The 22,911-nt window shown below is 74.0% G+C and carries 22 protein-coding genes; 8 read left to right on the top strand and 14 right to left on the bottom strand.

Annotated elements, in window-relative coordinates; all coding sequences use genetic code 11:
• Nucleotides 1-255 precede the first annotated feature (255 nt).
• The 3 genes from A8713_RS09430 to A8713_RS09420 form a co-directional block, all read right to left on the bottom strand.
• Nucleotides 256-1,224: a hypothetical protein gene (locus A8713_RS09430; protein ID WP_064533014.1), complete on the bottom strand. Its 969-nt coding sequence runs from the start codon at nt 1,222-1,224 to the stop codon at nt 256-258.
• A 203-nt stretch (nt 1,225-1,427) separates the two neighbouring features.
• Complete coding sequence (locus A8713_RS09425) at nt 1,428-2,435, bottom strand: zinc-dependent alcohol dehydrogenase (protein WP_064533013.1); 1,008 nt, start codon at nt 2,433-2,435, stop codon at nt 1,428-1,430.
• Nucleotides 2,432-3,631 (bottom strand): mandelate racemase/muconate lactonizing enzyme family protein, encoded by a 1,200-nt coding sequence (locus tag A8713_RS09420; RefSeq protein ID WP_064533012.1) that lies wholly within the window; start codon nt 3,629-3,631, stop codon nt 2,432-2,434. Before A8713_RS09420 ends, A8713_RS09425 begins: the two co-directional genes overlap by 4 nt.
• A 263-nt stretch (nt 3,632-3,894) precedes the next feature.
• Here A8713_RS09420 and A8713_RS33515 point away from each other — a divergent pair, with 263 nt between their 5' ends.
• Nucleotides 3,895-4,779: an SCO2400 family protein gene (locus A8713_RS33515; protein ID WP_064533011.1), complete on the top strand. Its 885-nt coding sequence runs from the start codon at nt 3,895-3,897 to the stop codon at nt 4,777-4,779.
• A gap of 37 nt (nt 4,780-4,816) precedes the next feature.
• Here A8713_RS33515 and rph read toward each other — a convergent pair whose 3' ends face one another.
• Together rph and A8713_RS09405 are read right to left on the bottom strand one after the other, a co-directional pair.
• A complete protein-coding gene (gene rph, locus A8713_RS09410) occupies nt 4,817-7,570 on the bottom strand; it encodes a rifamycin-inactivating phosphotransferase (RefSeq protein ID WP_064533010.1) in 2,754 nt (917 codons plus the stop codon).
• Nucleotides 7,571-7,828: 258 nt separating this feature from the next.
• Nucleotides 7,829-8,281 (bottom strand): MarR family winged helix-turn-helix transcriptional regulator, encoded by a 453-nt coding sequence (locus tag A8713_RS09405; protein ID WP_064533009.1) that lies wholly within the window; start codon nt 8,279-8,281, stop codon nt 7,829-7,831.
• A gap of 127 nt (nt 8,282-8,408) precedes the next feature.
• Here A8713_RS09405 and A8713_RS09400 point away from each other — a divergent pair, with 127 nt between their 5' ends.
• The 3 genes from A8713_RS09400 to A8713_RS09390 all read left to right on the top strand — a co-directional run bounded on the left by A8713_RS09400 (nt 8,409) and on the right by A8713_RS09390 (nt 10,946).
• Nucleotides 8,409-9,431: an NADP-dependent oxidoreductase gene (locus tag A8713_RS09400; protein ID WP_064533008.1), complete on the top strand. Its 1,023-nt coding sequence runs from the start codon at nt 8,409-8,411 to the stop codon at nt 9,429-9,431.
• Between the two features lie 120 nt (nt 9,432-9,551).
• On the top strand, nt 9,552-9,971 hold the full coding sequence (locus A8713_RS09395) for an organic hydroperoxide resistance protein (protein ID WP_064533007.1): 420 nt from the start codon (nt 9,552-9,554) through the stop codon (nt 9,969-9,971).
• 78 nt (nt 9,972-10,049) lie between these two features.
• Nucleotides 10,050-10,946 (top strand): EI24 domain-containing protein, encoded by an 897-nt coding sequence (locus A8713_RS09390; RefSeq protein WP_064537366.1) that lies wholly within the window; start codon nt 10,050-10,052, stop codon nt 10,944-10,946.
• 37 nt (nt 10,947-10,983) lie between these two features.
• Here A8713_RS09390 and A8713_RS09385 read toward each other — a convergent pair whose 3' ends face one another.
• Entirely contained in the window at nt 10,984-12,006 is a 1,023-nt protein-coding gene (locus tag A8713_RS09385) for a LysR family transcriptional regulator (protein WP_237305331.1), read from the bottom strand.
• A gap of 49 nt (nt 12,007-12,055) precedes the next feature.
• On the opposite strand from A8713_RS09385, the gene A8713_RS09380 reads away from it, so the two are divergent.
• On the top strand, nt 12,056-12,886 hold the full coding sequence (locus tag A8713_RS09380) for an NAD(P)-dependent oxidoreductase (RefSeq protein ID WP_064533006.1): 831 nt from the start codon (nt 12,056-12,058) through the stop codon (nt 12,884-12,886).
• A gap of 11 nt (nt 12,887-12,897) precedes the next feature.
• On the top strand, nt 12,898-13,287 hold the full coding sequence (locus A8713_RS09375; RefSeq protein ID WP_064533005.1) for a RidA family protein: 390 nt from the start codon (nt 12,898-12,900) through the stop codon (nt 13,285-13,287).
• A 281-nt stretch (nt 13,288-13,568) separates the two neighbouring features.
• Here A8713_RS09375 and A8713_RS09370 read toward each other — a convergent pair whose 3' ends face one another.
• Together A8713_RS09370 and A8713_RS09365 are read right to left on the bottom strand one after the other, a co-directional pair.
• A complete protein-coding gene (locus tag A8713_RS09370) occupies nt 13,569-14,552 on the bottom strand; it encodes an aldose epimerase family protein (RefSeq protein ID WP_064533004.1) in 984 nt (327 codons plus the stop codon).
• 14 nt (nt 14,553-14,566) lie between these two features.
• Nucleotides 14,567-15,463 carry an SGNH/GDSL hydrolase family protein gene (locus A8713_RS09365; protein WP_064533003.1) on the bottom strand — a complete coding sequence of 299 codons (897 nt, stop codon included), beginning with the start codon at nt 15,461-15,463 and terminating at the stop codon, nt 14,567-14,569.
• A gap of 248 nt (nt 15,464-15,711) precedes the next feature.
• Between A8713_RS09365 and A8713_RS09360 the strand changes: the two genes are divergently transcribed.
• Nucleotides 15,712-16,206 (top strand): DUF3145 domain-containing protein, encoded by a 495-nt coding sequence (locus tag A8713_RS09360; protein WP_026253000.1) that lies wholly within the window; start codon nt 15,712-15,714, stop codon nt 16,204-16,206.
• A gap of 97 nt (nt 16,207-16,303) precedes the next feature.
• Here A8713_RS09360 and A8713_RS09355 read toward each other — a convergent pair whose 3' ends face one another.
• From A8713_RS09355 to fasR, 5 genes are all read right to left on the bottom strand, one after another.
• On the bottom strand, nt 16,304-17,584 hold the full coding sequence (locus A8713_RS09355; RefSeq protein ID WP_064533002.1) for a beta-ketoacyl-[acyl-carrier-protein] synthase family protein: 1,281 nt from the start codon (nt 17,582-17,584) through the stop codon (nt 16,304-16,306).
• Nucleotides 17,585-17,670: 86 nt separating this feature from the next.
• Nucleotides 17,671-17,919: an acyl carrier protein gene (locus tag A8713_RS09350; RefSeq protein ID WP_018570639.1), complete on the bottom strand. Its 249-nt coding sequence runs from the start codon at nt 17,917-17,919 to the stop codon at nt 17,671-17,673.
• Between the two features lie 100 nt (nt 17,920-18,019).
• Nucleotides 18,020-19,051: a ketoacyl-ACP synthase III gene (locus A8713_RS09345; protein WP_064533001.1), complete on the bottom strand. Its 1,032-nt coding sequence runs from the start codon at nt 19,049-19,051 to the stop codon at nt 18,020-18,022.
• Between the two features lie 21 nt (nt 19,052-19,072).
• A complete protein-coding gene (locus A8713_RS09340) occupies nt 19,073-19,990 on the bottom strand; it encodes an ACP S-malonyltransferase (RefSeq protein WP_064533000.1) in 918 nt (305 codons plus the stop codon).
• 89 nt (nt 19,991-20,079) lie between these two features.
• Entirely contained in the window at nt 20,080-21,285 is a 1,206-nt protein-coding gene (fasR, locus tag A8713_RS09335; protein ID WP_064532999.1) for a fatty acid biosynthesis transcriptional regulator FasR, read from the bottom strand.
• A 91-nt stretch (nt 21,286-21,376) separates the two neighbouring features.
• On the opposite strand from fasR, the gene A8713_RS09330 reads away from it, so the two are divergent.
• Nucleotides 21,377-22,045, top strand: coding sequence for a pirin family protein (locus A8713_RS09330; protein WP_064532998.1), 669 nt, complete (start codon nt 21,377-21,379; stop codon nt 22,043-22,045).
• Nucleotides 22,046-22,058: 13 nt separating this feature from the next.
• Here the strand turns inward: A8713_RS09330 and A8713_RS09325 are convergent, their stop codons facing one another.
• Entirely contained in the window at nt 22,059-22,883 is an 825-nt protein-coding gene (locus tag A8713_RS09325) for a serine hydrolase domain-containing protein (protein ID WP_064532997.1), read from the bottom strand.
• Between the last annotated feature and the right edge of the window lie 28 nt (nt 22,884-22,911).

Genomic DNA, 22,911 nt, shown 5'->3' with positions numbered 1-22,911 from the left:
GGTGGTGCCGGTGGAGCCGGGAGTGCCGGTGGAGCCGGGAGTGCCGGTGGTGCCGGTCGTGCACGTCTGGTGCGGTGGTGCTGTGCCGGTCGTGCTGTGCCGTGGTGCCGAGGAGTTGCCGGGCGGTGCGCGGCGGGCGGTTCGACTGCGGGCGGTGCGACTGCGGGGCACTGCGGGGCCGGATCGGCCCGGGAAACAGATGTGTGGGATTGTGCGCGGCTGTGTCGGCTTCTGTGAAGCTCAGTTTCCGGAACGTTATGCCGGTGTGTCGAAGCGGGTGAGCGGGCCCGGCAGCCGCGAGCCGAGCGGCGCCATGTCACCGGCCGCCCCGTGCCGCTCCAGCAGGTCCAGCGCCAGCCGGCCGCGCCGGACCCGCTCCCGCGCACTGGCCAGGGCGACGTCGCGGACATGGTGCCCGTACGGATAGATGCCGGGCGCCCTGGACAGACCGAACTTCAGGTACAGCGGCGCCCCGCGCCGGATCAACTCGGCCACCTCGTACATCCGCACATAGCCGCCGAGGTCGTCCGGCGCCTCGATGTACATGTCCATCGGCGCCGCCGACACCCGCCGTATCTCGGTGAGATGGGCGGGCGTCAGATCGCTCGGCACATTCACGGAGTCGGCGCCCAGCCGCTCGTGGACGGCGTACGCGGCCGGGTTCACCGGCCCGATCAGCGCGGACACCTTCAGGGTGGTGTCGGCCGGGAGGAGTCCCGCCGTCCGCGCCCGGTGCAGTGTCCACAGCACGCCCTCGTCGGCCACGAGCAGGCATCTCACCCCCAGTCCGGTGGCGCGCAGGGCGTCCTCGACGCACCCGGCGACCGCGTCGTGGCCGCGGGCGCGCGGTCCCGCGCCGCCCGAGTCGGTGCGCACCGAGCCGCCGGTGTCCCAGGTGCCGCGCGGACCGGTGAACAGGCAGAGTTCGACGCCCCGTTCGGCACTCGCCCCGACCATCTCGGTGATCTCGGCGTCGGTCAGCATCCACACGCCGCTGCCCTGGCTGATCCGGTGCACCGGGACGTCGAGCCGCGCGGACTCCTCCAGGACCACCGCCAGCGCCTCCGGGCCCTCGCAGGAGGGGATCTCGGTGCGCCAGCGGCCGCCGCCGGGGAAGGAGTGCGGGGAGGAGTCGGCGGGGTCGGGGCCGGGGGCGGCCAGGCCGAGCGCGGTGAGCGCCGGCTCACCGGGCCTGCGGGCCGCCGTGGCGGAAGCGTCGGTCACGGGCTGTCCTCCGGGTTCGGTTCGAACGAGGCGCTCGTCCGGTATTTCGGACGCTGTTCGCGCCATAGGGTGCGGGAAGCGAGGGAAGCGAGGGAAGCGAGGGGAAGCGGCGCGTGGCGGGGCGGCCGGGGCCGGCGGCCGGCGTACGGCCGGAGCCGGGGCCGGGGCCGGGACCGAGGCCGGAAGCGAAGCCGAAGCCGTGATCAGGGGCGGAGCAGCACCTTGCCCACCCGGGGGTCGCCGGACCCGGCCAGGCCGACGGCGCGCGCGAACTCGGTGAGCGGGAGTTCGTGGGTGACCAGAGGCAGCGGGTCGAGCAGGCGGGCGGTGAACATCCGCACGGCGTGCGCCCAGGCTCCCGGCGGTGCCCCGAAGACGGTGCGCACCTCCAGTTGCCGTACCACCAGGCCGGCCGGGTCGAGTCCGGCGGCGCCCGGTGCCGGGAGGCCGGTCAGCACCAGCCGCCCGCCGCGCCGCGGCAGCGAGGCGGACAGACGGGCCGCGTCCGCCGACCCGGCGGCCTCCACGACCACGTCGAAGCCGTCCGGGAGCGCCGGATCGTCCGCGGTACGGAATCCGGTGGCGCCGAACGACCGCGCCGGTTCGGCCCGTTCGGTGTGCAGGCCCACCACCAGCAGCTCGGCCGGGGAGACCGCCCGCAGGAACTGCACGGCGAGCAGGCCGAGCGTGCCGGTGCCCACCACGGCGACCCGCTCGCCCGGCCGGACGTCCGCCTTCAGCGCGGCGGCGGCCACGCACGCGGCGGGCTCCAGCAGGGCGGCGGCGGTGAGGTCGGCGCCGTCCGGCAGGACGTGCAGCAGCCGGGCCGGCAGGGTGAGCGTGGCCGCCATCGCGCCGGGCAGCGTGAAGCCGGTCTCCTCGTACCCGGCGGCGCACAGCGTGGTCTCGCCCGCGTGGCAGCGGTCGCAGACCTGGCAGTTGCGGAACCCCTCGCCGACCACCTTGCGGCCGGTCAGCGCCGCGGGCACTCCGGCGCCCACCGCGCGCACCGTGCCCGACCACTCGTGGCCGGGTGTCAGCGGGTAACGGACGTACTCGGCGGGGCGGTTGCCCCGGTACACCTCCAGGTCGCTGCCGCAGAGGCCGACCGCGTGCACCGCGACCAGGGCCTCGCCGGGCCCCGGCGGGCGGGGCGTGTGCGGCACGATCCGGTGCTCGCCCGGTGCCTCGACGACGACGGCGGCGCTCACGCGCCACCCCCGGAACCGGCCCCGCCGGCCTCCCCGTCCGCGCCCTTGGGCCTGCGCGTCTCCCAGCCCTCGGCCCACAGGTCGAACCGCGCCCGCTGCTGCGGGAATTCGGCCGCCGCCTCGACGTCTAGCTCCACGCCGAGGCCGGGCGCGTGGGAGAGGTGGAAGCAGCCGTCCTCCGGGTCCACCTGCGGGGCGCCCCTGACCACCTTCTTGATCTCCGCGTCCGCGAAGTCGTTGAAGTGTTCGAGGATCTTGAAGTTGGGTGTGCAAAAGCCGACTTGGAGGGATGCGGCGGTCAGCACGGACCCGCCGACGTTGTGCGGGGCCACCAGCATGTAGTGCGTCTCGGCGGTCGCCGCCAGCTTGCGGGTCTCCCAGATGCCGCCCAGATGGCCGACGTCCGGCTGGAGGATGTCGGCGGCCTGGCTCTCCAGCAGTTCGCGGAACTCGATCCGGTCGTGGACGCGTTCGCCGGTGGCGACCGGGACGTCCACCTTCGCGGCGACCTTCGCCAGCGCCTTCAGGTTCTCCGGCGGCACCGGCTCCTCCAGCCAGGCCGGCCGGAACGGCGCCATCTCCCGGGCCAGCCGGACGGCCGTGGCGGGCGAGAAGCGGCCGTGCATCTCCAGCATCAGCTCGGCGTCCGGACCTATGGCGTCCCGTACGGCCTCGATCAGCGAGACGGCGTAGCAGGTCTGCTCGTGGTCCAGTTCGAAGTGCCCGGTGCCGAACGGGTCGATCTTCAGCGCCCGGTACCCGCGCGCCATGACCCCCTGCGCGGCCTCGTGGTACGCCTCGGGGGTCCGCTCGGTCGTGTACCACCCGTTGGCGTACGCCTTGACCCTGTCCGTCACCCTGCCGCCGAGCAACTGCCACACCGGCACGCCCAGCGCCTTGCCCTTGATGTCCCAGCAGGCCATCTCCACGACGGCGATGCCGGACATGACGATCTCACCGGCGCGGCCGTAGTCGCCGTACTTCATCCGGCGGACGAGGTCCTCGGCCGCGAACGGGTCGGAACCGAGGATGTGGTTGGCCTCGGCCTCGCGCAGATAGCCGATCAGCGCGTCGGTGCGGCCCAGCATGCGGGTCTCGCCGACCCCCGTGATCCCCTCGTCGGTGTGCACCTGGACATAGGTCAGGTTGCGCCACGGCGTCCCGACCACATGTGTGCTGATTCCGGTGATGCGCACGGCGGTTGCCCCTCAGCTGGTCGCGACGGCTCGACTGTTCCCGGCGGTGGTGCGCGTGCAGACGGCCGCGTTGTCGTGTTGTTCGATATTTCGTCACACGTTCGAAATGCTGGCGTGACAGTAAGGACGCGGCGCGGGCAGTGTCAATGGGGCGGACCGGGATCGGTTCCGGCACGCCGTCCGGGAGTTCTCTCGATCCCCCACGGAACCTTCACAGACGCCCCTAGGAACGCGCCCCGCCCGGAACTTAGTCTTCCCGCGTCATGAACTACTGCCACCCGTGCCGACGGCATCTCAACGGCGCCCTCGCCTGCCCGGGGTGCGGCACCCCGGCCGAAACCGCCCCGGTGTCCGCACGGGAACCCGAACCCCCGGCCCGACCGCACGAGTTCGCGTACGGGTACGGGTACGGGAACGGGTACGAGTACGGGTACGAACCTGCGGCGGATGCCGGAAGCACGGAACGCGCGGGCGGCGCCGCCGACGTCGATGACATCGTTGCCGCCGCCGACCGCACCGCCGAGCACACCGCCGAGCGAGACCCCTCCGCCGACCGCGAGCCCTCCGGCGGCCGCGACCCTTCCGACGACCGCGGCGCCGGTCGGCGCGCCCGTAAGGCGGCGGCGCACCGCAGGCGCCGCCGCAGGGTCCTGCTGGTCACCGCGGGCTTCGTCCTGGCCGCCGGTGGGCTGAGCCTGGCCGAGCTGGGCTCGGACGCGCCCGGCCTGCCGGGGCTGTCCGGCTCCGGCCCGGAAGCGGCGGGCGACCCGGCGGCCGACAGCGCCGGGACCGGTCCGGCCGACGACGGCACGGCCCGGCCGTCCGGCGCGGCGACCGCCGACGCGGCCGGTGCGCACACCACGACGGCCTCGGCGACGGCCTCGGCCTCGCACCGGGCGGACCCGTCCGCCTCCGCGTCGGACCGCTCCCCGGGAGCGGACCCGAGCGCGTCGCACACGGCGGGCGCGCCGACCTCCCCGGCGGGCGCGGTGACCGGCCCCGGCGGCTCCACCGGCGACGGGTCGTCACCCCGGGCGACTCCGCAGGACCCGCGGTCCCCGGCCGCCCCGGCGTCCTCCGCCCCGGCCCCGCCGCCGAGTCCGTCCCCGACCCACACCTGCAACCGCTTCCTGTGGTGGTGCACATAGGGGACGGCGGCGGCCCCGCGACCGGTGCGGCGGCCGGTCAGCCGAGGATCTCCACGTACCCCCCGGCCCCGTGCACCCGGATCCGCTGCCCGTCCCGGATCAGCCGCGTGGCGCCCTCCACACCCACCACGGCGGGCAGCCCGTACTCCCGGGCGATCACGGCGCCATGGGTCATCAGACCGCCCACCTCCGTCACCAGACCCGCGATCCCCACGAACAGCGGCGACCAACTGGGGTCCGTGTACGCGGTGACCAGGATGTCGCCCGCCTCCAGCGCGGCCCCGGCGAGGTCCGTGACCACCCGGGCCCGCCCCTCCACGGTCCCGGCGGAGACCGGCAGACCGGTCAGCGCGCCGTCCGGCACGTCATCGCGCCGGTACTCCCCGGTGACGCACTCGCCGTCCGAGGTCAGCACCCGCGGCGGCGTCAGCGCGCGGTACGAGCGGAACTCCTCCTCGCGCCGCCGCACGAGCCCCGGCTCCACCCGGCGCGTGCGCACCGCGTCGGCGAACTCCTGGAACGTCAGGTGGTACACGTCCTCCCGCGCGGCGAGCACCCCGTCCCGGACCAGGCGCCCGGCCTCCTCCAGCAGGGCCTGCTTGTAGAGGAAGTAGCGGCTGACGATCCCGTACTTCGGGTACTCCCGGTACCCGATGAAGGTCCGGACCCGGTCGATCATCCGCTTGGTCTCGGCGGCCCTGCGCTCACCGTCCGGCAGCGCCCGCAGCCGCGTCAGCACGTCCTGCTCCTTCTCCCGCGCGGCCCGGCGCCCCTCCTCGAAGCGCCGCGCGGCGGCCCCCGGCCCGAAGTTCCGTACGTGGTCGAGGAGTACGGGTACGAGCGCGGTGGGGCGCTCGCTCCAGCGCGGCCTGGTGAGGTCGATCTCGCCGACGCAGCGCATGCCGTACCGGTCGAGGTACCCCTCCAGGGCCTCGCGGGCCTCGGGGCCGCCCGCGACCTTCGCCAACCCGTCCGGGAAGTCCTCGTCCCGCGCGTCCCGCAGCCAGGCGACCACCTCCGGATACGGCCGGATCACGTCCGCGACGTCCAGCAGGACCAGGCCCATCTCCGAGGTGACGTTGCCCGGTGCGGACAGCGTGAGCGTGTCGGCGGCGTTCTTCTCACCGAGCCACTCCGCCAGCTTGTCGTTGAGCCACCAGGTGGCCTCCATCCCCGCCATGATCACCCGGATGCTCAGCGGATCGCCGAGGACCCGCTTGTGCTCCTCGAAGGCCGTGAGCAGGAAGTCGAACAGCTCCGGTCCGCTCTTCGTCCGGATCTCGCGCCGCAGGGCGGCGACGGACGCCTCGCTGCGCGCGATCAGCCCGGCGACGACGGCCGGATCGGTCTCCAGCGGTGGCGGGGCGGCCTCGGCGCGCGCCGGAGCCGCCCCGGTGGAGCCCGGCGCCGGGGAGGACGGCGCGGCCAGGGCGACGCGCTCGCCCTCGCGTGCGAGGACGGTCTCCAGCGCGTCCCTGACCAGCGGATCGCCCCGGCCCATCAGGTCCAGGAGGGGGCCGCGGCTCGCGGGCGAGGCCAGCCGCGGTGTCACGTCGACGAACAGCCTGCCGCCCGCGACCCGCATCGGCACCATGGCCGTCAGCCGCCACACCGAGAGCCCCAGCGCCTTCATGGGGTCGGTCATCATCTGCTGGTGGCCGACCGAGACGTAGACGCGGTAGCCCCGCCCGTCCGTCCCGTCCGTCCTGTCAGTCCCGTCCGCCCCGTGGGTCCCGTCCGTCCCGGGGGTCCCCGGAGTCCCGTCCCCCGTTTCCCCGGGGACGGGGAACAGCGTCGTGACCGGCCGGCTCTGCACGATCTGGAACTCCCCGTCCGCCAGGCACCATTCGATGTCCTGCGGGCAGCCGAAGCGCTCCTCGATCCGCCGCCCCAGCCGGACGAGCCGGACGGCCTGCGCCCGCGTCAGCGCGGGCCGCTCCCGCAACTCCGGGGCGACCGCCTCCTCGCGCACACCGCCGCCCGGCAGGGCGTGCACGGCACGCTCCTTGGCGCCGGTCGTCGCGCCGACGACCTCGTCGTCGCGCACGCGGAACACGTCCGGGTTCACCGACCCGGAGACCAGCGCCTCACCGAGGCCGGGAACCGCCTCCACGGTGGCCGTCCGCCGGTCGCCCGTCACGGGGTCGGCGGTGAACAGGACGCCCGCCGCCTGCGGGAGGACCATCCGCTGCACGACCACGGCCATGCGCACCCCGCGGTGGTCGATGCCGTGCCGGCGGCGGTAGACGACGGCCCGCTCGGTGAAGAGCGAGGCCCAGCACCGGCTGATGTGCGCGAGCACCGCCTCGGTCCCCACGACGTTCAGATACGTGTCCTGCTGGCCCGCGAAGGACGCCGTGGGCAGGTCCTCCGCCGTCGCGCTGGAGCGGACCGCGTAGGCGGCGGCCCCGCCGTCGCGGGCGAGCGCGCGGGTGATCGGCGCCGCGATGTCGTCCGGGACGGCGGTCCCCTCGACGGTCCGGCGGATCTCCGCGCTGAGCGCGCGGACCGCCTCCCCGTCGTCCGGGCCGAGGCGCGCCAGCCGGTCGAGCAGCCCGCCGAGCGACGGCGCCGCCGCCAGGATCCGCCGGAAGGCGTGCGTCGTCACACAGAATCCGCCCGGTACGCGCACGCCCTCGATCCGGGCCAGCTGTGCCAGGCCCGCGGCCTTGCCGCCGACGAGGGCGGCCGTCCTCCCGAACTCGGCGTCTCCTGTCCGTCCTGCCTCTCCTGTCCGTCCTGCCTCTCCTGCGTGGATCTCCCGGAGATCCAGGACGTACTGCTCGGTCATGGCGACACCTCCCGGGCGGCGTGGGCCGGCGCACGCACCGGCCCACATCGCCCTCGTTTCCGCAGGTCGTGGGCTCGGCCGCCGATTGTGCGGCATGACGGGGGCCTTGCCGCAAGCCCCCCGGTGCGCTATAAATTGAGCATGGCGAGGAGAATGTTCTCCTCGCCTTCGTGTTTCTCCCGGCCACCGGCCGGACCGGCCGCGCCCCGCCCGCCCGCCCGCCCGCCCGCTCGCCGGACGCGACGCGACCCGACCGGCTCAGTCCGTCGAGCGGCCGCCCAGCATCCTGCGCAGCAGATCCCGCAGCGCCCGGCGCTCCGCGTCGCTCAGGCCCTCCAGCGGCTCGCGCGCGAAGCGCAGCCCCTCCCGCAGGTCCCGGGCCACCCGGCGGCCCTGCTCGGTGGCCGCCGCCACCTTCACCCGCCGGTCGTCCGGGTCGGGCCGCCGCTCCACCAGCCCGCGCGCCTCCAGCCGGTCCACGATCCCCGTCACGTTCGACGGCTCGCACTTCAGACGCTGCGCGAGCTTGCGCATCGGCAGCGGCTCCAGGGACAGCAGGCTCAGCAGCCGCGCCTGCGGGCCGGTCAGCGCGTGCTCGCCCGCGGCCTCCTCGTAGTCCTCGTAGAACCGCGCCACCACGTCACCGATCAGCTCGACGACCTCCATGGTGAGGGCGTCGGGGCGGCGGGCGGGCGGGGGAGTCGGTGCCATGGGGACCAGGGTACCGCGTTACTTGACAACCTGAAATATTCAGGCGCATGGTTGTTTAAGAACCTGAAGCATCTCGCTCCCGCGCCCGGCCGCGCCGGGCGGAGCCCCCACCGAGGAGAGGCGCACCGTGACCGACACCCCCGCACTGCCCGCCGTCAACCGCGCATGGCACCTGCTCAGCCGTCCCGTCGGCTGGCCGGAGCCCAAGGACTTCGCCCTGGTGGAGTCCCCGATGCCGGAACCCCGCGAGGGCCAGGTCCTCGTACGGAACGAGTACCTCTCCGTGGACCCGTACATGCGCGGCCGGATGAGTGCCGCGAAGTCGTACGTGGCGCCGTACGAGCTGGACAAGCCCCTTCAGGGCGGCGCCGTCGGCGAGGTCGTCGTCTCGCGCGCCGAGGGGATCAGCCCCGGTGACCACGTCCTGCACTTCGCCGGGTGGCGGGAGTACGCGGCCGTGGACGCCGCCCAGGCCGTCAGGGTCGACCCGCAGGCCGCGCCGTTGTCGACGTACCTCGGTGTGCTCGGCATGACTGGTCTGACCGCCTACGCCGGACTGCTGCGCACCGCGTCCTTCAAGGAGGGCGACATCGTCTTCGTGTCCGGCGCGGCCGGTGCCGTGGGCAGCCAGGTCGGGCAGATCGCCCGGCTGAAGGGCGCCGCGCGGGTCATCGGCTCGGCCGGGTCGGACGAGAAGGTCGCGCTGCTCGTCGACGAGTACGGCTTCGACGCGGCCTTCAACTACAAGAACGGCCCCGTGGCCGAGCAGCTGCGCGCCGCCGCCCCCGACGGCATCGACGTCTACTTCGACAACGTCGGCGGCGACCACCTTGAGGCCGCCATCGGCTCCCTCAACCGGGACGGCCGCATCGCCGTCTGCGGCGCCATCTCGGTCTACAACAACACCGAGCCCGCCCCCGGCCCGCGGAACATGGCCCGGCTGATCCAGACCCGCGGCCGTATCGAGGGCTTCCTCGTGGGCGACCACCACGACCTCCAGCCGCAGTTCGTCGAGGAGGTCGGCCCGTGGGTGCGCTCGGGCGAGCTGAAGTACCGCGAGACGGTCGTCGAAGGGGTGGAGAACACCCTGGAGGCGTTCCTCGGTGTGCTGCGCGGCGACAACACCGGGAAAATGATCGTCAAGCTCTGAACCCCGCGGGCGGCCCGCGTCCGGCCGGCATTCCCTGGGTTTCCGACATGCGGTAACTTCTTTCCGAAACCGTGGGCGATCGTGGGCGCGAGTCGCCGCGGACCGAGGAGGAACGCAGCCATGGCCATCCAGCAGTCCGACGTCCTGTACACCGCCGTCGCCACCGCCGAGGGCGGACGCGACGGCCGGGTCGCCACCGACGACGGCAGGCTCGACGTCGTCGTCAACCCGCCCGAGGAGATGGGCGGCAGCGGCGCCGGCACCAACCCCGAGCAGCTGTTCGCCGCCGGGTACAGCGCCTGCTTCCAGGGCGCCCTCGGTGTCGTCGCCCGCCAGGAGGGCGCCGACATCTCCGGTTCGACCGTCACCGCGAAGGTCGGCATCGGCAAGAACGACGACGGCTTCGGGATCATCGTCGAGATCTCGGCCGCGATCCCGAACGTCGACGCGGCCACCGCGAAGAGCCTGGTGGAGAAGGCGCACCAGGTGTGCCCGTACTCGAAGGCCACCCGCGGCGACGTGACCGTGACGCTGGCCTGAACCGGCTCGTTGCCCAGGGCGGCGGCGGTCGTACCTCTGGACGTGGGGTGCGGCCGCCGCCGTCGCTACAGTGTGCGCATGCGTGATCTTGGGGTGGGCTTCGGGTATCTCCTGAAGGGCCAGCGGTGGGTGGCCCGGCACGGGCGGTCGTACGGCTTCGGCCTGCTCCCCGGCCTGATCACCCTCGTCCTGTACGCCGCCGCGCTCACCGCGCTCGCCCTGTGGGGCGCGGACGCGGTCGGCTGGGCCACGCCCTTCGCCGACGGCTGGCCCAGCCCCTGGCTCGGGCTCTTCCGCGGCTTCCTGACGGCCGTGCTGTTCGCCCTCGGCCTGCTGCTGGCCGTCGTCACCTTCACCGCCGTCACCCTGCTCATCGGCCAGCCCTTCTACGACAGCCTCTCCGAGCAGGTCGACCGGGACGTCTCACCGGACGGCACGGCGCCCGGGTCCGGCCTGCCGCTCTGGCGCGAGCTGTGGCTCTCGGCCCGCGACAGCCTGCGGGTCCTGGTCCGGGCGGCGCTGTGGGCCGTGCTGCTCTTCGCCCTGGGCTTCCTGCCGTTCGTCGGGCAGACGGTGGTCCCGGTGATCGGCTTCTTCGTCACCGGCTTCTTCCTCACCGAGGAACTGGCCGCCGTCGCCCTCCAGCGCCGGGACGTCGAACTCCGCGCCCGGCTCAGGCTCCTGCGCTCCCGCAAGGCCCTCGTCTGGGGCTTCGGCACCCCGCTCGGCCTCGCCTTCCTCGTCCCCTTCGTCGCCGTCTTCCTGATGCCGGGAGCGGTCGCCGGCGCGACCCTGCTCGCCCGCGACCTCCTGGGGGAGGAGACGGAGCCGAACGGGAGCACCGACGACACCGACACCGACACCGGCGACGACGGCGCCCCCGCGGACGGCCGCCCCGCCCCCGCCCACGGTCACACCACCGGCACCCCGGACTCCGGACCGGCCCCGGGCGCCCGCAGCCACCCCCGCCCCTGACCCGGTCCCGGCGCCTCACCCGCGTACCGGCCGTCGCCTAGGCCCCCGCGCCGCCGGTTCCGACCCCGGCCGCCCCCGGCGCCTCCAGTACCGTCGCGGCCGCCTCCCGCAGGGTCCCCAGGAAGGCGCGGGCGGCAGGGGACAGCGAGTGGCCGGGGGCGGTCGCGGCGTAGACCGCCCTGGCGGGGGTGTCCTGCGCGCACAGCGGGAGCAGGGCGACGTCCGGGCGTACGGAGGCGGCGGCGAGGGCCGGGACCAGGGCCACGCCCAGACCGGCCGCCACATAGCCCTGCTTGGCGGTCCACTCGGCGACGACATGGGCCACCCGGGGGCGGAACCCCGCGCGCAGCGCCGCGTCGAGCAGGGTGCCCTCCGGGCGCGGGCCGCCCGACACCCAGTCGGCGTCGGCGAAGCGGCGCAGCCGCACCGGTCCCGGGCGCCCCGCCAGCGGATGCCCGGCCGGTACGGCGACGTACAGCGGCTCGTCGAGCAGATGGTGCAGCGTGTACGCCTCCAGCGGGGCGGAACCGGTCGTCGAGACCACCGCCAGGTCCAGGTGCCCGGCGCTCAGCCGGTCCAGCAGGCCGGGGGTCAGACCCTCCTCGCGGGAGACCCGCACACCGGGATGGCGGGCCCGGAAGGCGGCCAGCGCCCACGGCACCAGCGCCACGTCGGCCGAGGCGAACGCGCCGAACCGCAGCCGCCCGCCCGTCACTTCGCGCAGCGCCGTCAGCTCGCGCACGGCGCCGCGCAGCGACTCGGCGACGGCCCGCGCACGCGGCACGAGCACCTGTCCCGCCTCGGTGAGCCGCACCCCGCGCGGCAGCCGGTCGAACAGCGGTCCGCCGCCGAGGGCCGACTCCAGCGCGGAGATCTGCCGGGACACCGCCGACTGGGTCCAGCCCAGGTCCCGCGCCGCCACCGTGAACGAGCCGTGCCGGGCCACCTCCAGGAACACCCGCAGCCAGAGCGTGGACAGATCGGGGACGGCACCCTCTCGGCCCGGTCCGGGGTCGGGGTCGGGGGCGGCGGAATCATGCGGGTTCGGCATGGCAGCCATGCTAGACATTCGCTTGTCGCATCCCTTGGGCAGCCCTAGCGTCGGCGCCATGGAGCAGAACGAGAAGATCGCCTTCCTGGGGCTCGGCAGCATGGGCACGCCCATGGCCCGCCGGCTCCTGGCGGCCGGGCACCCGTTGACCGTCTGGAACCGCACGGCGGCCAGGGCGGCCCCGCTGGCCGCCGAGGGTGCCCGCGCCGCCGGGGGGCCCGCCGACGCGGTCCGGGACGCCGATGTGGTGATCACGATGCTCACCGGTCCGGACGCGCTCGCCGAGGTCGCCGACGCGGTGCTGCCCGCGCTGCCCGCCGGTGCGCACTGGGTGGAGATGTCGACGGTCGGACCGGACGCGGTGCACGCGCTCGCGGCCCGTCTGGACGGCCGGGCCCGCCTCGTGGACGCCCCGGTCATGGGCAGCACCGACCGGGCGGCCGAGGGCCGTCTCGGCATCCTCGCGGGCGGCGACAGCACCGGCGTCGAACGCGTCCTGTCGCACCTCGGCACCGTCACCCGCACCGGCCCCTGTGGCACGGGCGCCGCGCTGAAACTCGTCCTCAACACCGCCGCGATCGGCGGTGTCGCGCTGGTCGCCGAGGTGCTGCGGCTCGCCGACGCCCTCGGCCTCGACGAGGACACCGCCCGGCGCGCGCTGGCCGCGGGACCGCTCGGCGGAGCCGTCGCCCGCGCCTTCTCCGCCGACGCCCGTTTCACCACCGCCCTGGCCGTCAAGGACCTGGCGCTCGCCACCGCCCGCGCCGAACTCCCCGTCGTCCGGGCGGCGTCGGACGGCTACCGGCGGGCCGCCGAGGACGATCCCGCCCTCGCCGCCGCCGACCTCTCCCGGGCCGCCGCCCGGATCCGTACCCGCATCCCCGCCTGAGGAGCACCACCGTGCAGATCACCCTGGGCAGCCCCGCCGGCGCCCCGCAGCCGCTGAGCCCCTACTACTCCCAGGTCGCCCGGGTCGAACAGGCCGACGGCGGCGCCCTGCTGTTCGTCTCCGGCCAGATCGCCGAGGGCGCCACGCTCGCCGAGCAGAGCCAGGGGATCTTCGAGACCCTCGCCGCGCTGCTGGAGCCGCACGGCGCGGGCCTGGCGGACGTCATCAGCATCCGCACCTATCTGACCGACATCGGCGGCATCGCCGAGTACGCCGCCGTGCGCGGGCGCCACCTCACCGGGACCCCGCCCACCAGCATGACCGTCGAGGTGCCCCGGCTGTTCCGGCCCGAGGCGCTGATCGAGGTGGAGGTCGTGGCGGCCGTGCCCGGCCGCGCGTGACCGGCGTGGATGTGGAGGCTTCGTAGATGTGAAGGGTTCGTACGAGGTTGCGGCCGGGCGCCGGGGCGCCGGACGGCGCGGGGGCCGGCGCGACTAGGGTCGGGTCCGGGACGGGTTCCCCCGCGTACCGCCCCGGCCCGGGACCTGACCCCTGGACCGGGGCCCGTGGACCGGGGCCGACGCCCGTGGCCTCGCGCCCGGACGCACGGCGGCCCGCCCGGCCGGCCCACCGGGGAGCAGCGCACCGGCCCACCGGGATCAGCGCACCCGCCCACCGGGGATCAGCGCACCGAGAAGCCGTACACCGTCTCCGAGCGGAACACCTCACCCGGGCGCAGCACGGTGCTCGGGAAGCCGGGGCGGTTGGGGGAGTCGGGGAAGTGCTGGGTCTCCAGGGCGATCCCGGCGCCGGACGCGAACGGTCCCGCGGCCAGGTGGTCGGCGGTGTAGACCTGGAGTCCCGGCTCGGTGGTGGCCACCGTCAGCACCCGCCCGGACTCCGGGTCGTACAGCTCGGCGGCCTCCTCGGGGCTCGCGGTGACGCCCTTGTCCAGGACGAAGTTGTGGTCGTAGCCGGGGCCCGCCGGGCGCGGCTCACGGAAGTCGAAGCGGGAGCCGGTGACGTCCGCCGCGTCGCCCGCCGGGATCAGCCGCGCGTCGACCGGGGTGTACCGGGAGGCGGCCAGGCGCAGCGTGTGCCCGGTCGCGGGCGTCCCGGAGGCGGCCCCGGCCAGGTTCCAGTAGGTGTGGTTGGTCGGGTTGACGACGGTCGGCGCGTCCGTGACGGCCTCGTAGGCCAGATGCAGGGCGCCCGACGCGTCCAGCGTGCAGGTGACCGCGGTCTCCAGCCGCCCCGGGAAGCCCTCCTCGCCGTCCGGGCTGACCCGGGACAGGCGTACGCCGTGCTCGACCGGCTCCGCGTCCCACACCCGCTTGTCGAAGCCGCGCGCGCCGCCGTGCAGCGTGTTGGCCCCCTCGTTCGGCGTGACCGTGTACGTCCGCCCGTCCAGGGCGAAGCGGCCGCCCTCGATCCGGTTGGCGTACCGGCCGATCAGCGCGCCGAGATACGGCTCCGGATGGGCGAGGTAGCCGTCCACCGAGGGGAAGCCCAGCACCACGTCCGCGGTACGCCCGTCCCGGTCCGGGACCTCGACCGACTGCACGATCCCGCCGTAGGACAGCACCCGTACCCGCACCCCGGCCCGCTCCAGCGTCCAGCGGTGCACCGGCGTGCCGTCGGAAAGTGTGCTGAAAAGTTCGTTCATGGGGGAACCCTAGGTCACGGATCTGTGGCCGTGACAGTGCGGTAGGCGATCTCCGCCAGCCTGGCCTGGCCGTTGCGGCTGGGGTGGAACCAGTCCCAGTGGCTCAACTGCTTGGTGCCGAACTGATAGTCGAAGACCGCGTTGTCGTCGAAGCGGCAGCGGCGGTCCTTCGCGCACACCTCGGCCAGCACCTTGTTGTACTCCACCACCCGGGCCTGCACCGTGTCCCGCCGCTGGGTGGCCGCCGCGTCCAGCGCGTCCGCGTCGCCGAGCATCGACGGGCAGATGCCCAGCTTCCAGACCTGCTTGCCCAGCGCGTTGGTCCGGCCCTGCGACCACAGCCGCTTCAGGTTCGGCACGCTGGAGACGTACACCTCCGTCTTCGGCAGCGCCTGCCGCAGGGCGGTCATGGCGGACTGGAACTGGCGGCGGAAGTCCGCCACCGGCGTCATCTGGCCGGTGGAGTCCCGGCACGCGTCGTTCGCCCCGGCCATCACCGTCACCAGCTCCGGCCGGTGCAGCACCGCCCGCTCCATCTGTGCGCGCAGATCGGCCATCCGGGAACCGGTCACCGCGTGGTTCCAGCTGCGCTGCGCCGCCCCGGTCACCCCGAGCAGCCGCACGGCCAGGCTGTCCACGCCCGCGTCGCTGCCCGTCGCCCAGGAGACCTCCGGACAGTCCGTCAGCACCATGCACGCGTCGAAGCCGCGGGTGATGGAGTCGCCCACCGCGGCGATGGAATCCGGACGGGTGTTCCACACCGGAGCGGGCGACGCGGACCGGCCGGCCGCGGTGCCCGCCTCCCGGCCGCCGGAGGCGCCCGCACCGGCCGCGTCGCAGCCCGCCGCGGTCAGTACGGCGGCCGCCACGACGGCATGGGCGGCCCGCAGCCGGTGACTTCGCTTGGGCATGCCGGTCTTCCCCTCGGTCGTCGTGCGGTGGTCCCTTCCAGAACAACGCCTGAGGGTTCCCAGCCTCACCCGATGTGACGGCGCACACCCGTACAAGCGTCCCCCCGGGTGAATGGCGGGCGTTTCCAGGCCCCGGGACCGACCGTACGTCACACTCCCCGGCCCGTCGCACGGTAGCCTCGCCCTCAGTGTGGCCCCGCGCCACTGCCGCCCGCCCGCCCCCTTCCCCGCTCTGCCCGGAGGTCCCGGTGACGACACGTGGAGTTCTGTACGTGCACTCCGCGCCGCGCGCGCTGTGCCCGCACGTCGAGTGGGCCGTCGCCGGGGTGCTCGGCACCCGCGTCAGCCTGGACTGGATCCGCCAGCCGGCCGCCCCCGGCACCTGGCGCTCGGAGTTCTCCTGGCAGGGCCAGGCCGGCACCGCCTCCAAGCTGGCCTCCGCGCTGCGCGGCTGGCACCTGCTGCGCTTCGAGGTCACCGCCGAGCCCTGCGCGAGCGCCGAGGGCGAGCGCTACAGCTGCACCCCCGAGCTGGGCATCTTCCACGCCGTCACCGGCATCCACGGCGACATCCTCATCCCCGAGGACCGCCTGCGCGCCGCGCTCACCCGCTCCCAGCGCGGCGAGACCGACCTGGAGGCCGAGATCGCCAAGCTCCTCGGCAAGCCCTGGGACGACGAACTGGAGCCGTTCCGCTACGCGGGTGAAGGCGCCCCGGTCCGCTGGCTCCACCAGGTGGTCTGAGCCCGGCGGGCGGGCGCGGACGAACGGCGACGGCTGCGGCCCGGACCCCGACGGGGGTCCGGGCCGCAGCCGTTCACTCGGACGGTGCCGGGCGTCCTCAGATCGTGCGGAACGCCAGGACCACGTTGTGCCCGCCGAAGCCGAACGAGTCGTTCAGCGCGGCGATCCGGCCCTCGACCGGCAGTTTGCGGGCCTCGCCGCGGACCACGTCCGCGTTGGCCTCGGCCTCGGGGTCGATGTCGTCGAGGTTGATGGTCGGCGGCGCCACGCGGTGGTACAGGGCCAGCACGGTCGCCACCGACTCCACACCGCCCGCGCCGCCGAGCAGGTGACCGGTCATCGACTTGGTCGCGGAGACCGCCATGTGGTCGGCGTCGTCGCCGAACACCTTCCGCAGCGCCTTCAGCTCGGCGATGTCACCGGCGGGCGTCGAGGTGGCGTGCGCGTTGACGTGCACGATCTCGGCCGGGTCCAGGTCGTTGCGGTCCAGCAGGTTCTGCAGGGCGTGCGAGATGCCGCGGCCCTCCGGCTCCGGCTGCACGATGTCGTGGCTGTCGGCGGAGATGCCCTGGCCGACCGCCTCCGCGTAGACGCGGGCGCCGCGCGCGGCGGCGTGCTCGGCGGACTCCAGCACGATCACGCCCGCGCCCTCGCCGAGGACGAAGCCGTCCCGGGCGACGTCGTAGGGGCGCGACGCCGTCTCGGGGTTCTCGTTGTTCTTGGACATCGCCATCATGTTGCCGAACGCGGCGATGGGCAGCGGGTGGATCGCCGCCTCGGTGCCGCCGGCGACGACCACGTCGGCCCGGCCGGTACGGATCATCTCGATGGCGTAGCCGATGGCCTCGGCGCCCGAGGCGCAGGCGGAGACCGGGGTGTGCACGCCCGCGCGGGCGCCCACGAGCAGGCCGACGTTGGCCGAGGGGCCGTTCGGCATCAGCATGGGGACGGTGTGCGGGGAGACGCGGCGTACGCCCTTCTCCTTCAGCACGTCGTACTGGTCCAGCAGGGTCGTCACGCCGCCGATGCCGGAGGCGATGACCGCACCGAGCCGGTCGGGGTCGACGGCGCCGTCGCTGCCGTCCTCGCCGGCCTTGCCGGAGAAACCGGCGTCCTGCCACGCCTCCTGGGCGGCGATCAGCGCGAACTGCGCCGAACGGTCCAGCCTGCGAGCCTGCGGACGCGGAATGATCTCGGTCGGCTCGACGGCGATCGGAGCCGCGATACGGACGGCCTGCTCGGCCGCCCAGTCCTGGGTGAGGGGCTTGACCCCGGACTTGCCGGCGATCAGACCCTCCCAGGTAGAGGCTGCGTCGCCACCCAGCGGTGTGGTTGCGCCGATACCGGTGACGACCACGGTGCGATTGGTCGGGCTCACGGGAATTCTTTCTCCAACGGAACGAGGATCAAAAACGGCGCCACCGCCGGGTGGCGGGGCATCAGCCCACAGCAGTGATCGGTAGATCAGCTCTGGTGCTTGAGGATGTAGTCGGTGGCGTCCCCGACCGTCTTGAGGTTCTTGACGTCCTCGTCCGGGATCTTGACGTCGAAACGCTCTTCGGCGGCGACGACGACCTCGACCATGGACAGCGAGTCGACGTCCAGGTCGTCGGTGAAGGACTTGTCCAGCTGGACGTCCTCGGTGGGGATACCGGCGATCTCGTTCACGATCTCGGCGAGACCGTCGAGGATCTCCTTCTGAGTGGCGGCCATGTCGGCGCTCCTTCGTAGATGTTCAGAGGGTGTGGCGCCCGCCGCGGCAGCGGCAGGTGTGGCAGTGCCGTACCGGACCCCATGATCCGGCACGGAGTGCCTAGGGGAGGGTAACGACCGTAGCGGCGTAGACGAGACCCGCCCCGAAGCCGATGACGAGCGCGGTGTCGCCGCTCTTCGCCTCGCCGGTCGCCAGGAGCCGCTCCATCGCGAGCGGGATCGAGGCGGCCGAGGTGTTGCCGGTGGTGCGGATGTCACGGGCGACCGTGACGTGCTCCGGCAGTTTCAGGGTCTTCACCATCGAGTCGATGATCCGCACATTGGCCTGGTGCGGGATGAAGACGTCCAGGTCGTCCGGGGTGATCCCGGCCGCTTCCAGCGCCTGCTGGGCGACCTTCGCCATCTCGAACACGGCCCAGCGGAACACCGCCTGGCCCTCCTGCGTGATCGCGGGGAACTTGACGTTGCCCTCGCTGTCCTGGGGCAGACCGGAGAGGTCGCCGCTCCGGAAGCGGTCCCAGGGGACGGTCTGCTTGATCGTCTCGGACTTGTCGCCCTCCGAGCCCCAGACCGTCGGGCCGATCGCCGGCTCCTGGGAGGGGCCGACCACGACCGCGCCGGCGCCGTCGCCGAACAGGAAGGCCGTGGCACGGTCCTCCAGGTCGGTCAGGTCGCTCAGCCGCTCCACGCCGATGACGAGCACGTACTCGGCGGAACCCTCCACCACCATGCCCTTGGCCAGCGTGAGGCCGTAGCCGAAGCCCGCGCAGCCCGCCGAGATGTCGAACGCGGCGGCCCTGTCCGTGCCCAGCCTGTCGGCGATCTCGGTCGCGACGGCCGGGGTCTGGCTGAAGTGCGAGACGGTCGAGACGACCACGGCGCCGATCTGCTCGGGGGTGATCCCGGCGTCCGCGACGGCCTTGCCGGCCGCCTCGATCGACATGGCCGCGACGGTCTCCTCGGGGCCCGCCCAGTGCCGGGTCTCGATACCGGAGCGCGACCGGATCCACTCGTCGGACGAGTCGATCTTCTCGAGGATCACCTCGTTGGGCACCACCCGGGTCGGGCGGTAGCCGCCGACACCGAGGATGCGCGCGTACGGGGCGCCCTTGCTGGGCCTGATCTTCGACATGAACGTCGGCTCCTTCGGTCGTCAGGCGTTCGCGTGCTCGGCGATGAGCTCGCGGGCCGCGTCGAGGTCGTCGGGGGTCTTCAGCGCCAGCGTCCGCACGCCGGGCAGCGCCCGCTTGGCCAGACCGGTCAGCGTGCCACCCGGGCACACCTCGATCAGCGCGGTGGCGCCCAGCTCCTCGAAGGTCTTCATGCACAGGTCCCAGCGGACCGGGTTGGCGACCTGGCCGACCAGCCGCTCCACGACCTCGGCGCCGCTCGTCACGGCCCGGCCGTCCTTGTTGGAGACGTAGGTGACCTTCGGGTCGCCCGGCTCCAGCGCCTTCGCGGCCTCGGCGAGCCGGTCGACCGCGGGGGCCATGTGGGCGGTGTGGAAGGCACCGGCCACCTTCAGCGGCACGACCTTGCGCACGCCCTCCGGCTTGTTCTCGGCCAGCTCGGCGAGCTGCTCCAGGGTGCCGGCGGCCACGATCTGGCCCGCGCCGTTGACGTTCGCCGGGGTCAGGCCCAGCTTCTCCAGGTGCGCGACGGAGACCTCGGGGTCGCCGCCGAGCAGCGCCGACATGCCCGTCGCGGTGATCGCGGCGGCCTCGGCCATCGCCAGACCGCGCCGGCGGACCAGGGTCAGCGCCGCGGTGTCGCCCAGCACGCCCGCGAAGGCCGCGGCGGTGATCTCGCCCACGCTGTGCCCGGCGACGGCATCGGGTGCCACGTCACCGAGCGCCGCGGCCGACAGGATCCCGGCGGCGACCAGCAGCGGCTGCGCCACCGCGGTGTCACGGATGGCGTCCGCGTCGGCCTGCGTCCCGTAGTGGACGAGGTCCAGGCCGATGGCGTCCGACCAGGCGGCCACACGATCGGCGGCACCGGGCAGTTCGAGCCAGGGGGTCAGGAAGCCGGGCGTCTGGGCGCCCTGGCCGGGAGCGACGAGTACGAGCACTCTCACACTCTCTCTTGGGGACGGGCATGGCCGCCCGTGAGGACAGGGACGAAGAACACGGAGGGGTTTTGTGGACCCCCGACAAAAGGCTAGGCCTGGGGATCTCCATCGGCCAGACGCCCCAGGATCAGGGCGATCCGCAGCGTGAACGCGGATCGTACATCGGAGGGGGACCATCCGGTGACGTCAGTCACACGTCGGAGCCGGTAGCGCACGGTGTTCGGGTGAACGAAGAGCATCCGGGCCGCCCCCTCCAGACTGCTCGCCTGCTCCAGATAGACACTCAGCGTCTCCAGGAGCGCGGACCCGGCCTCCTCCAGCGGTCTGTAGATCTCCTCTACCAACTGCTCCCGGGCGCTCGGATCCCCGGCGATGGCGCGCTCCGGCAGCAGATCGTCCGCCAGCACCGGGCGGGGCGCGTCCTGCCAGGCGAAACAGGCTTTGAGACCGGCCGCGGCGGCCTGCGCGGACCGGGTGGCGGCCAGCAGGTCGGGCACGATCGGCCCGGCCACCACCGGCCCGGCCGCGTACGGCCCGATCAGCGACCTGGCCACGGCCAGCGGATTGTCGTCGCCGCCCGCGATCACCACCAGACGGTCGCCGAGCACCCCGGTCAGCACCTGGAGCTTGGCGTGCCGGGCGGCCCGCCGGATGGCCTCCACGGTCAGCTCGGAGTCGCCCTCGGGCGCGGTGCCCAGCACCACGCACACATGGTCGGGCGAGTTCCAGCCGAGCGCGGCGGCCCGCGACACGGCGCCCTCGTCGGCCTCCCCGCTGAGCACCGCGTTCACCACCAGCGACTCCAGGCGCGCGTCCCAGGCACCGCGTGCCTCGGCGGCCTGGGCGTAGACCTGGGCGGTGGCGAAGGCGATCTCCCGGGCGTACACGAGCAGCGCCTCGCGCAGCACGTTCTCGTCGCCGGGCGCGGCCACCTCGTCGATGGCGCTCTCCATGACCTCGATGGTGGTGCGCACCATCTCCACGGTCTGCCGCAGCGTGATCGCCCGCGTCAGCTCGCGCGGCGCCGTCCCGAACACATCGGTGGAGATCGCCTGCGGGGCGTCCGGGTGCCGGAACCACTCGGTGAACGCGGCGATGCCCGCCTGGGCCACCAGTCCGATCCAGGACCGGTTCTCCGGTGGCATGGCCCGGTACCACGGCAGCGATTCGTCCATCCGCGCGATGGCCTGCGCGGCGAGCGACCCGGAGGACCTCTCCAGCCGTTTCAGGGTCGCGGAGTGCCGGTGGGCGGGGCGGGCGGCGGCTTCGGGGCGGTGGGATTCGGGTTCGGGCACGGGGACAAGACTGCCTTATCCGGACGTGCGTGCGTGCCGCGGGTCGGACCGGGGGCCCGCGGCCCCGCCCCGCGGGGCTACGGTGGGGCGCGTGAGCACGGACGTACGACGCGCCGCGGACCGCTACCCGGGCGGCGACGAGGGCGCCGGGATCAGCACCCGGCACGCCTTCTCCTTCGGCCCCCACTACGACCCGGACAACCTCGGCTTCGGCGCCCTGATCGCCTGCAACGAGGAGCACCTGGCCCCCGGCGCGGGCTTCGCCGAACACCCGCACAGCCACACCGAGATCGTCACCTGGGTCGTCGAGGGCGAACTGACCCACCGCGACTCCACCGGCCGCCGCACGGTGATCCGCCCCGGCGACCTCCAGCACCTGTCCGCCGCGGCCGGCGTGCGCCACACCGAACGCAACGACGCGGACGTCCCGCTGACCTTCGTCCAGATGTGGCTGACCCCGCTGCACCCCGGCGGCGAGCCCCGCTACGAGGCCGTACGCACCCTGCCCGCCGACACTTCGTACCCCGTGCCCGGGGCGGGCGCCACCCTGCGCGTCCTGCGCCTGCGCGCGGGCGGACGCGCCCTGCTCCCGTCCGCCCCGCACGTGTACGTCCACGTCGTGCGCGGCGAACTGCGCCTGCCCGGCCACCTCTTGGCCCCGGGCGACGCGGCCCGCCTCACCGCCCCGGCCGAGGCCGAGCGGGAGGCGGTGGCGGTGGGCGCCGCCGAGGTGCTGGTGTGGGAACTGCGCGGGCGGTAGGCCGCAGGCCCCCTCACACGCCCCGGAGTTCCGCCAGCACCCCGTCCGTGAAGGCCGGCCACGCCTCGATCGCCCAGGGGCCGAAGGCGCGGTCGGTCAGGGCGACGCAGGCCGCGCCCGCGTCGGGGTCGGTCCACAGGAAGGTGCCGGACTGGCCGAAGTGGCCGAAGGTGCGCGGGGAGGAGGAAGTTCCCGTCCAGTGCGGGGACTTGGCGTCGCGGATCTCGAAGCCGAGGCCCCAGTCGTTGGGGTTCTGGTGGCCGTAGCCCGGCAGGACGCCCTTGGTGCCCGGGTACTGGACGGTCATCGCCCCGGCGACCGTGCGCGGGTCCAGCAGGCGGGGGGCCTGGAGTTCGGCGGCGAAGCGCAGCAGGTCCTCGACGGTGGAGACGCCGTCCTTGGCGGGGGAGCCGTCCAGGACGGTCGCGGTCATGCCCAGCGGTTCCAGCACCGCTTGGCGCGCGTACTCCCCGAAGGGGATGTCCGTCGCCTTGGCCACATGGTCGCCGAGCTGCTCGAAACCGGCGTTGGAGTACAGCCGCCGCTCACCGGGCGGCGCCGTCACCCGGTGCTCGTCGAAGGCCAGCCCCGAGGTGTGGGCGAGCAGATGGCGGACCGTGGCACCGGGCGGCCCGGCCGGCTCGTCCAGCTCGACGGCGCCCTCCTCGTAGGCGACGAGGACCGCGTAGGCGGCCAGCGGCTTGGTCACCGAGGCCAGCGGGAAGCGGTGCCCCGTGGGGCCGTGGGTGCCTACGACCGTGCCGTCCGCGCGGACCACGCCCGCCGCGGCGGTGGGCACCGGCCAGTTCTCGATCGACGCCAGGCTGTTCAACGACATGCGCCGAGCCTACGCGGCCGGGCCGCGC

This window comes from Streptomyces sp. SAT1 (assembly GCF_001654495.1).
GTDB classification, from domain to species: domain Bacteria; phylum Actinomycetota; class Actinomycetes; order Streptomycetales; family Streptomycetaceae; genus Streptomyces; species Streptomyces andamanensis.
Note: the sequence above shows the minus strand (reverse complement) of the source record. Positions and strands in the feature narration are given on the sequence as shown.